This window comes from Pseudomonadota bacterium, assembly GCA_010028905.1.
GTDB lineage: Bacteria > Vulcanimicrobiota > Xenobia > RGZZ01 > RGZZ01 > RGZZ01.
The window spans coordinates 1-9,213 of record RGZZ01000183.1 but is presented as its reverse complement, the minus strand read 5'-3'; the positions used below and the strand labels follow the sequence as shown (position 1 = coordinate 9,213).

Sequence of the window (9,213 nt, the reverse complement as noted above, 5' to 3'; positions counted from 1 at the left end):
GAGCGGTGCGCACCGCTCTCTTTCTGAAGCCTGCCCGTGTGGCGCGCAGTGCGCCAGTCGCTCAACGCTCCTGTGGCAAGGGGCTGTCGAGCATCTCTCGGCGTCTGCGCACCTCGCTGCGCAGATTCATCGCTGGGCCCGTCTCCTGCAGCACATGCTCGAGAAGACGCGCCCCTATCTTGGCGCGCTCTCGTCGCGCGACACCACGCGTGTCATCGGATGAGCGGGGACGCAGCACATCGAGCACAGCGCTCTCTGCGGATGCCAAGCGGCTCGATCGTACGCGGTTCTGTAGACTTCTGGCCAACCTCGTGCACCTCCCGACAGGATATGCGGCAGCCGCGTCTGCCCGTGCGGGCTTCTTACGTCCTGGCGACCGCTTCTGGCCTATGATAACACGATTCAAGGGGTTTTGTGCAAGACCTTTTCAAAAAAAAGCATGCCCGCTGCACTCGCTTCCGGGTTGGCCCGGAGCCGATGCCTGCGCATATCGGCGGTGTGGGGGAATTCTCGGAAACGGGGCGAAATCCGCACCCATGATCGCGCTCGGCCACCGCCCCTTCATTCGACTCCTGCGCAACGACGCGAAACCGTGAGACTCGGCCTGCGAAGCACCAGCCTCCTCGTCGTGGCCATCGCGCTTGCTGCGCTGGCAGGGCTTTCATGTGGTAAGAAACGCGAGCCGCTGGTTCCCAGAAAAGAGAACGCACTCGAGCAGTACTTCTATGCGCGTGCCACGTGGCTCGAACCAGGGTTCAAGCGCCGCGGAAACGAGCGCCAGCGACAGCTCCGGCTCGCCATCGAGGGCATGCGCGAGGTGATCGATGGATTTCCGCAAGACGATGCCGTGGTCACGAGAGCCCTCGCGGAATACGACACCGGCCTGTGCTATCGCGCCCTGGGTGAGACCGATCGCGCGCGCGAGGCGTATCTCAGGGTGAGAGACTACAAGCGCTTCAGTCTGCAACCGTCCTTGCACCAGAGTGCGCGCGATGAGCTCGACGCCATCATTGATGCGGCGCACGAACGCGTGCGCGAGCTGGAAGGCCGAAACCCATGATAGCGCATTCGGTGCTCACCTTGTCGAGACCAGGCCTGGTCTCCGCTGAGCCGAGGCCGCATCGTATCAAGTGACCGTGGGCTGTGCCCCTGTTCGGTGAATCACACAACCGTGGGTTCTGGTCGAGAGGGGTTGCAGGGCGTCATGCGATTGTGATATCATTCGAGAATCACCTCAAACCCTGTGGTGAACGTGCAGACTCGGTGTCATTGAGCCAACATCGACACCTTGGGGGCCATACTCTGAAGCCGAAGTGACACCACCCTTCCAAGGTGTGGAAGTCCTGCGGGCTTCAGGTCAGAGGCGCCCCCACCTGCCGCGGCCGGTTCAATATCCCAGCCGCACGTCACCTACGGGGTTTTTTTTATTTCCGGCAAAAGCCGCGGGCGTGAATCCCGCACAGAATCGCGCAGTCCGTCGCGGCCCGCCATGGAAGATGATTCACGAGAAGGAATCCCACGGTGGTCGGCCAACTTGTCTCGCCTTCAGCAGATGCCCTGACAGAGTGCCAGAGCCCGTCTCGCGACCCGGTGTGTCTCTCTCGCCAACCCTCGCCATGAGGGGCCGAGATGGCTCGCCGGACAGGAACTGACACGGCCCGGCGCACACCGCCCCCTCCGAGCGGCTGCACCGCGCTCTCTCTGCACCAGAGGCACCGTCGACACAAGGAGGCTCCACAATTGGCTACTCAGACCGTCCCCCTTCGCCCGCTCGGCGATCGCATCGTCGTGAAGGCACTCGAGCAGGAAGAGATTACACGCGGCGGCGTGATCCTTCCCGATTCCGCAAAGGAGAAGCCCACCCGTGGCAAGGTCCTGGCCGCCGGAAACGGCCGCATCGGTGACGACGGCAAGCGCATCGCGCTCGAGGTCAAAGCCGGAGACACCGTTCTCTACGGGAAGTACAGCGGAACCGAGATCAAGGTCGAGGGCGAAGAATACGTGATCCTCCAGGAGCGCGATCTCCTGGCCATCTTCGAATAAGCGCAGAAACGAGGAGTATACGTCATGGCAGCCAAGGCAATCATCTTCGATACCGAAGCCCGCAAGGCGCTCGAGCGAGGCATCGACACGCTCGCGAACGCTGTGAAGGTCACCCTGGGGCCGCGTGGGCGCAATGTCCTGCTCGACAAGAAGTTCGGCTCGCCGCTCGTCACCAATGATGGCGTCACCATCGCCAAGGAGATCGAGATCGAGAACCCGTTCGAGAACATGGGCGCCCAGCTTCTTCGCGAGGTCGCAAGCAAGACGAACGACGTGGCCGGTGACGGCACCACCACGGCCACCGTCCTCGCGCAGGCGATGATCAAGGAGGGCATGAAGAACGTCACCGCGGGCGCCAACCCGCTCATGATCAAGCGCGGTCTCGAGCACGCCGTCGAGGTCGTGGTAGACGAGATCAAGAAGATGGCGGTGCCCGTCGAAGACAAGCACCGCATCAGCGAGGTCGCCTCCATCGCGGCGAACAACGACCAGCAGATCGGCGACCTCATCGCCAACGCCCTCGAGAACGTGGGCAAGGACGGCGTGGTGACCGTCGAGGAGTCGAAGACCATGGCCACGACCCTCGAGCACGTCGAGGGCATGCAGTTCGACAAGGGCTACATCTCGCCGTACTTTGTCACCGACTCAGAGCGCATGGAGTGCGAGCTCGTCGAGCCGTTCATCCTCATCACCGAGAAGAAGATCTCGGCCGTGGCCGACCTCCTTCCGGTGCTCGAGCAGACGGTGCAGATGCAGAAGCCGCTCGTCATCATCGCCGAAGATCTCGATGGTGAGGCGCTTGCCACCCTGGTGGTGAACAAGCTGCGCGGCACGCTCCAGATCCTGGCGGTGAAGGCCCCTGGCTTCGGAGATCGACGCAAGGAGATGCTCAAGGACATCGCCACGCTCACGGGCGGGCAGGTAGTCTCTGACGAGCTCGGGCTCAAGCTCGACAAGGTGAGCCTCGACATGCTGGGGCGCGCTGCCCGCGTGCGCGCCACCAAGGAAGAGACCACGGTGGTCGAAGGCCGCGGCGACACCGCGGCCATCCAGGCTCGCGTGGAGCTGATCAAGCGCCAGATCAAGGAGACCGAGTCCGACTACGACCGTGAGAAGCTCCAGGAGCGTCTCGCCAAGCTCGCAGGCGGTGTCGCCGTGATCCGCGTGGGAGCGGCTACCGAGACCGAGCTCAAGGAGAAGAAGCACCGCATGGAAGATGCCCTCTCGGCCACGCGCGCCGCGGTGGAAGAGGGCATCGTGCCAGGCGGTGGAACGGCATTCATCATGGCCTTGAAGGCGCTCGACGCCGTGCAGCTGACCGACGCTGACGAGCGCGTGGCGGTGCAGATCGTGCGTCAGGCCCTGCAAGAGCCGCTTCGCCAGATCGCCGCCAACGCGGGCCTCGAAGGCTCGGTGGTGGTGGAGAAGGTGAAAGGGCTGCCCACGGGCGAGGGCTTCAACGCGATGGCACGCACCTACACCAACATGATCGCGCAGGGCATCGTCGATCCCGTCAAGGTGACGCGCACCGCCCTCCAGAACGCGGCGTCTATCGCCGCCATGGTTCTCACCACCGAGACCCTGGTCACCGAGCGTCCGCAGAAGGGCGAAGGCCACAGCCACGGTCACAGTCACGGTGGCGGCGACTTCAGCGGAATGGGTGGCATGGGCGGAATGGGCGGAATGGGAGGCATGGGCGGCCTCGACATGATGTAGGCGCCTGCTGTCACCACGCAAGAGAGGGGTCCGCCGCGGCGGGCCCCTCTTCTCTTTGCGAGACGGTCTCGACCGCTTCGCCCTCGCGCTCAGGATCCGTCCCAGTCGAAGTTGTTGAAGCGCGGATTCCATCCCGTGGCGAGATTGTCGCGAAAGATGTGGCGCACCTTTTCGTCGGCCCCCGTGCCACCTGGACTGGTCTGCGCGCAGGCCGCACAGGTGACTGCGACCTTCGGCTCGCGCGCCCGCACCCCACTGATGGCAAGGCGGCCCGGGACCGTATCACCACACGAGGAGCACGTCCAATCGCGTGCGATCTCGAACGCCTCGAGAGAAGCATCCCGGGTCAGTCGCTCGAACAGCGACGCGGCTCTCAGCAGGCGCGCCGCCGAAGGTGCCTCGCTCTCCGCAGCCTCGACGCGCAGCACCCGCACCAGGTACTCGAACGCCATGCGCTGCACCCACGACACATCGACATCCGGGTTGCGCACGGCGGCGGCCACCATCTCACACTGCTCGGCGGCACCCGCAAAGATGCTGTCGAGACCTTCTATGGGCTCTCTCACGACCGTATCCTCCAACGTGCCTGCGAGTTCGTGCCCTCCCCTCCCGTCGCCTGCTCCCGGACAGCACCGCCCGCGACGAAGAAGGAAGGAACGGGTTTTTACCACGCCGAACCGCCCCGACGCACTTAATGCTGCCTCTGCATCGCTGGCGATGTGGACGACAGATCGACAGCGTCGAAGGCGTCCTGCCGATCGCATCCCCTGTCCCCTGGGGATGAGCACCCAACGAGGAGACACCATGGCCTATCGCTTCACGCCGCTCGACTTCGGGCAGGTCAAGACCTACCCCCTGGCGGAGCGCGCCAACAAGGTCCGCAGCGAAGACTTCGCGCAACCGCTGCCCGCGGGCAGCACGATGCGCGACTTCATCTCTTCGCTGCCCGATATTCTCGTGGGTCGTGACTTCCGCGCCGTGGTCGAGGCGCTCGCGTCAGCCGCCTGCAACGGCCGGGTCGTGCTCTGGGCGATGGGCGCGCACGTCATCAAGTGCGGCCTCTCGCCCCTCATCATCGACCTCATGGAGCGAGGCGTCATCTCTGCCATCGCCCTCAACGGGGCGGGCGCCATCCACGATGTCGAGCTGGCGCTGGCAGGTCAGACCTCGGAGAGCGTGGCCGACGGCATCAAGGCCGGCAACTTCGGCATGGTGACCGAGACGGGCGAGTTCATCAACGCCGCAACGGCAGCCGCCCATGCCGAGAAGAAGGGCCTCGGAGAGATGCTCGGGCGAGCGCTCATCGCCGCCGATCCTCCCCTGCTCTCCAGATCCATCCTGGCCACAGGCGTGAGGCTCGGCATCCCGGTGACCATCCATGTCGCCGTGGGTGGTGACATCCACCACACCCATCCCTCCACCCGCGGCGACCACATGGGACACGCCACCTTCGAAGATTTCCGCTTGCTCTGTGGCGTGATGTCTCACGTGGGCGAGGGGTCGGTGGTGATGAACATGGGCTCTGCCGTGGTCTTGCCGGTGGTGCTCGAAAAGGCGTTCGCCGCGGCACGCAACCTGGGGCATCCGGTGGAGGGCTTCACCGGCGTCACCATGGACTTCATCCAGCACTATCGCTCGAACCTGAACCCCGTGTCGCGCGCGCGTGAGCTGAACGGCAAGGGATACGCCATCACCGGCCACCACGAGATCATGCTGCCCCTCCTCGCCGCCGCGGTCATCGATCGCATGGCAGTGCTGGTGCCACCCGCGGCGGCCGCTTCGTCGTCATGAGCCGCGCGCCCGTCTCCGAGTCTCGCGCGAGGGAGATCTTCTCGCGCTTCAGGTCGATGCGGGTGCTCGTCGTGGGCGACTGCATGCTCGACCACTGGCTGTGGGGCACCGTGCACCGCATCTCTCCAGAGGCCCCCGTGCCCGTGGTCGACATCGAGCGCTCGACCTACACCGCCGGCGGCGCCGCCAACGTCGTGCACAATCTGTGCAAGCTGGGCGCCGGGTGCGCCATCATGGGCACCGTGGGAGACGACGACAACGGTCGTCGCCTCCGCCAGATGCTCGTCGAAGAAGGGGCGCGGGCAGAGGCCCTGCACGCCCTCGACGGGCGGCCGACAACTACGAAGACCCGCATCATCGCGCACAGCCAGCAGGTCGTGAGAGCAGACGCGGAGTGTCGCGACCGCATCGATGGCAGCACGTCGACCGTTCTTCTCGATGCCGTGGGCGACAGCCTGGGCGACTGCGATGCTGTGCTCTTCTCCGATTACAACAAAGGGGTGCTCGTCCCGTCACTCGTCGACCCCCTGCTCGAGCGGGCCCAGCGCAAGGGAATTCCCGTGGTGGCGCAGCCCAAGCCCGAGAACGTGACCATGTTCGGCAACGTGACGCTGCTCGCGGTGAACGAGCGCGAAGCCCATGGCGCAACGGCCATCCCGTGCGACACCGAGTCCGGCACGGAAGCCGCGGGGCGCGCCATGATCGCGCAGATGAACCCGTCTGCCGTGCTCATCACGCGCGGTCACCGCGGCATGTCGCTCGTGACCCTCGACTCCGCCCACCACGTCCAGGCACTGGCGCGTCAGGTCTACGACGTGAGCGGCGCGGGCGACACCGTGGTCTCGGTGCTCACCCTGTGCCTCGTGGCGGGCGCAACGATGCTCGAAGCCACGCAGCTCGCCAACCTTGCTGCCGCGGTCGTGGTGCAGAAGGTGGGCACGGCCACGGTAGAGGTCGACGAGATCGTGGCCGCCCTTCGTGATCTCGAATGACGAAGGTGCTCAACCGGGACGCGCTTGCCGCGGCGCTCGACGCGCAGCGCCACGAGCGCCGCATCGTTTTCACCAACGGCTGCTACGATCTGCTCCACATCGGTCATGTACGCCTGCTGCAGCGCGCCCGAGCGATGGGCGACGTGCTCGTGGTCGCCATCAACTCCGATGACTCTGTGCGTCGCCTCAAGGGTCCCACCCGTCCTGTCGTGTCTGAGTCTGACAGAGCCGAAGTGCTGGCTGCACTCGAGTGTGTATCGTACGTGACCGTGTTCGACGAAGACACGCCCATCGAGACCCTTCAGGTGCTGAGACCGCACGTGCATGTCAAGGGCGGTGACTACGTGCCAGAGCAGCTTCCCGAGCACGCTGTGCTGCAGGCCTTGAACGCGGAGATACAGATCTTTCCCCTGGTCGACGGCAGATCGAGCTCGCAGCTCATCGCCCGCGCACGCAGGTCTGAAGAGCCTTCGGAGAGAAACGCTCCCGGAGGGGTGAGATCGTGAAGAACCTCAAGCTGAGCGTGGTCATCTGCACCTACAACCGCGCAGATATCCTCCGCGTGGCGCTCGACAGCCTGGGCCGCAACCAGCTCTTCGACATCCACGAGTACGAGATCGTCATCATCGACGATGGCTCCACCGACCACACCGAGCAGGTGGTCAAGGACATGGGCTTCCTCTGCGGCCACCAGTACTACAAGATCCCGCACGCCGGGCGCTCGGCGGCTCGCAACCGGGGCATCAAGGAAGCGACGGGCGATCACATCCTGTTCGTCGACGACGACATCATCGCGCCACCGGAGCTGCTGAACGAGCACATGGAATGGCACCGCAAGCATCGCCACTCGGTCATCCGCGGCCCCATCATCAATGTGACCGAGCATCGAATCCCCGAGGGGCGAGCGGTGTCGTGGCGAGACTTCTCCGCGGCCTTCTTCTGCACGTGCAATGCCTCCGTGAGCAAGTTCGCCCTGGTCGACATCGGCGGTTTCGACGAGAGCTTCGTCGAGTACGGCTTCGAAGACAACGAGATCGGCTGGCGCCTGCGCGAGAAGGGCTGGACGATGCACTTCAACCAGCAGGCCATGGTCTACCACTACAAACCCGAGCTGCAGAGAGATCAGCTCGACGGAATGATGCGCCAGGCGCGTGAGCTGGGGAGAAGCGCCGTGGCCTACTACCAGAAGCATCCCCACTGGAAGGTGGCGCTGGCCACCGGGCTGCACCCCTGGCTGCGCTGGTGGAACAAGCTCCAGGCCAACGAGAAGCTCTACCAGTACTGTCTCGAGAAGTGGCAGGAAGACCCGGACGAGCTGCCCCCCCAGAAGCGGGCCTTCTACGAGGCTCGCATCTTTCGATACAACTACCTGCGCTCGCTCGAGGAAGAGCGTGATCGCGTCGCCTCTGAAGAATCCGCTCCCAGCGCGACCCCCGCGCGAGCGCCTGCCGTGACTGCCCCTTCACCTCCACCCAACACCGCCGGGGAGACGGAAAGAATTGTCAATAAGAATATCCGTCCAAATGTGCACGTACAATCGAAAAAAGCTCCTGGAGAGGGCCCTTGAGGCGCTCTTCGCGCAGCGCTTTCCCAAGGACCAGTATGAGATCGTCCTGATCGATGACGGGTCCACCGACGGGACCGGCGAGTACGTGAAGTCACTCGACCCTCCGTGCCCCCTGACCTATGTCCACCAGCAGAACAGCGGCCTGGCCAAGGGGAGGAACCAGGGCATCCGGCATGCCAACGGTCAGATCGTGCTCTTCATCGATGACGACATCGTGGCCTCTCCCAACCTGCTGGCCGAGCACGTGAAGACGCACGAGCGGCACATGGATCACGTGGTTCGCGGCTGGGTCAATCACATCCACGACCTCGAGAACATCACCGGCCCGCAGTTCAACATGCAGGACATCTCCACCGCCTTCTTCTGGACCAGCAACGTGTCGGCAAGCCGCAAGCACCTGCTGCAGGCTGGCATGTTCGATGAAGACTTCCTCGAGTACGGCTGGGAGGATCTCGAGCTGGGCATGCGCCTCAAGGCGCTCGGCCTCGGCATGAAGTACAACAAGAAAGCCATCGTCTATCACATCAAGCCGCGATGGACGCCAGACGATGTGCGGCGCCTGTGCAAGCAGACCCAGTCGAAGGCCCGCACGGCGGTCATCTTCGTCGACAAGCATCCCACGCTGCGCGTGAAGCTGGCCACTGGCCTTCACACGCCCCGCCTGATTGCCCACCGCATGTTCTCGATGGGCGGCTACGTCGAGCGGTACTATCGATCGGTTGTCTTCAACGGCCCCAACGAGGTGCTGACCGGATTTCGCCTGTGGTGCGCGCAGCAGCTCATCATCTACGTCTACTTCGAAACCATCATCGACACGCTTCGGCTGAAGCGTCAGGGAATCACCCCCAAGGTCGACCGAAACATCGACGCCGACATCGAACCGACGCCCCAGGCGCCAGCCCGCTGAGACCACACGCGTGGCCACCCGCTTCCTCATCGTTCGGCTCGACGGCCTGGGCGACACGGTTCTCACCACGCCCCTGCTGCGCGCCATCCGGACGCACTGGCGCGACGCGCACGTCACCGTCGTGGCGTCACCCGCGGGTCATGCCTGTCTCGAGGGGCATCCCGGCGTGGACGCGCTCATCACGTTCTCTCCCCAAT

The 9,213-nt window shown here is 64.4% G+C and carries 11 protein-coding genes; 9 read left to right on the top strand and 2 right to left on the bottom strand.

Annotation, left to right across the window (positions count from 1 at the left end; genetic code table 11):
- Positions 1-61: 61 nt before the first annotated feature.
- A complete protein-coding gene (locus EB084_13280) occupies positions 62-268 on the bottom strand; it encodes a hypothetical protein (protein NDD29230.1) in 207 nt (68 codons plus the stop codon).
- 324 nt (positions 269-592) lie between these two features.
- Between EB084_13280 and EB084_13275 the strand changes: the two genes are divergently transcribed.
- The 3 genes from EB084_13275 to groL all read left to right on the top strand — a co-directional run bounded on the left by EB084_13275 (position 593) and on the right by groL (position 3,759).
- Positions 593-1,060, top strand: a complete 468-nt coding sequence (locus EB084_13275; GenBank protein NDD29229.1) for a hypothetical protein — start codon at positions 593-595, stop codon at positions 1,058-1,060.
- Positions 1,061-1,629: 569 nt separating this feature from the next.
- Entirely contained in the window at positions 1,630-2,043 is a 414-nt protein-coding gene (locus EB084_13270; GenBank protein NDD29228.1) for a co-chaperone GroES, read from the top strand.
- A gap of 24 nt (positions 2,044-2,067) precedes the next feature.
- Positions 2,068-3,759 (top strand): chaperonin GroEL, encoded by a 1,692-nt coding sequence (groL, locus tag EB084_13265; GenBank protein ID NDD29227.1) that lies wholly within the window; start codon positions 2,068-2,070, stop codon positions 3,757-3,759.
- A gap of 89 nt (positions 3,760-3,848) precedes the next feature.
- Here groL and EB084_13260 read toward each other — a convergent pair whose 3' ends face one another.
- Entirely contained in the window at positions 3,849-4,325 is a 477-nt protein-coding gene (locus EB084_13260; GenBank protein ID NDD29226.1) for a hypothetical protein, read from the bottom strand.
- Positions 4,326-4,563: 238 nt separating this feature from the next.
- Between EB084_13260 and EB084_13255 the strand changes: the two genes are divergently transcribed.
- From EB084_13255 to EB084_13230, 6 genes are all read left to right on the top strand, one after another.
- On the top strand, positions 4,564-5,550 hold the full coding sequence (locus EB084_13255) for a hypothetical protein (protein NDD29225.1): 987 nt from the start codon (positions 4,564-4,566) through the stop codon (positions 5,548-5,550).
- Positions 5,547-6,542, top strand: a complete 996-nt coding sequence (rfaE1, locus tag EB084_13250) for a D-glycero-beta-D-manno-heptose-7-phosphate kinase (GenBank protein NDD29224.1) — start codon at positions 5,547-5,549, stop codon at positions 6,540-6,542. The genes EB084_13255 and rfaE1 overlap by 4 nt, the downstream gene beginning before the upstream one ends.
- A complete protein-coding gene (rfaE2, locus tag EB084_13245; protein NDD29223.1) occupies positions 6,539-7,048 on the top strand; it encodes a D-glycero-beta-D-manno-heptose 1-phosphate adenylyltransferase in 510 nt (169 codons plus the stop codon). The genes rfaE1 and rfaE2 overlap by 4 nt, the downstream gene beginning before the upstream one ends.
- Positions 7,042-8,109, top strand: a complete 1,068-nt coding sequence (locus EB084_13240; GenBank protein NDD29222.1) for a glycosyltransferase family 2 protein — start codon at positions 7,042-7,044, stop codon at positions 8,107-8,109. Before rfaE2 ends, EB084_13240 begins: the two co-directional genes overlap by 7 nt.
- Positions 8,066-9,016: a glycosyltransferase gene (locus EB084_13235; protein NDD29221.1), complete on the top strand. Its 951-nt coding sequence runs from the start codon at positions 8,066-8,068 to the stop codon at positions 9,014-9,016. The genes EB084_13240 and EB084_13235 overlap by 44 nt, the downstream gene beginning before the upstream one ends.
- A 10-nt stretch (positions 9,017-9,026) precedes the next feature.
- Positions 9,027-9,213, top strand: a 187-nt coding sequence (locus EB084_13230) for a glycosyl transferase (GenBank protein ID NDD29220.1), incomplete at its 3' end; no start/stop codon positions are given.

Excerpts from the sequence above, each read along its gene's own strand:
- EB084_13255 (NDD29225.1), top strand. The coding sequence starts at position 4,564 with ATGGCCTATCGCTTCACGCCGCTCGACTTCGGGCAGGTCAAGACCTAC.
- rfaE1 (NDD29224.1), top strand. The coding sequence starts at position 5,547 with ATGAGCCGCGCGCCCGTCTCCGAGTCTCGCGCGAGGGAGATCTTCTCG.
- EB084_13235 (NDD29221.1), top strand. The coding sequence starts at position 8,066 with ATGTGCACGTACAATCGAAAAAAGCTCCTGGAGAGGGCCCTTGAGGCG.
- rfaE2 (NDD29223.1), top strand. The coding sequence starts at position 6,539 with ATGACGAAGGTGCTCAACCGGGACGCGCTTGCCGCGGCGCTCGACGCG.
- groL (NDD29227.1), top strand. The coding sequence starts at position 2,068 with ATGGCAGCCAAGGCAATCATCTTCGATACCGAAGCCCGCAAGGCGCTC.
- EB084_13270 (NDD29228.1), top strand. The coding sequence starts at position 1,630 with ATGGCTCGCCGGACAGGAACTGACACGGCCCGGCGCACACCGCCCCCT.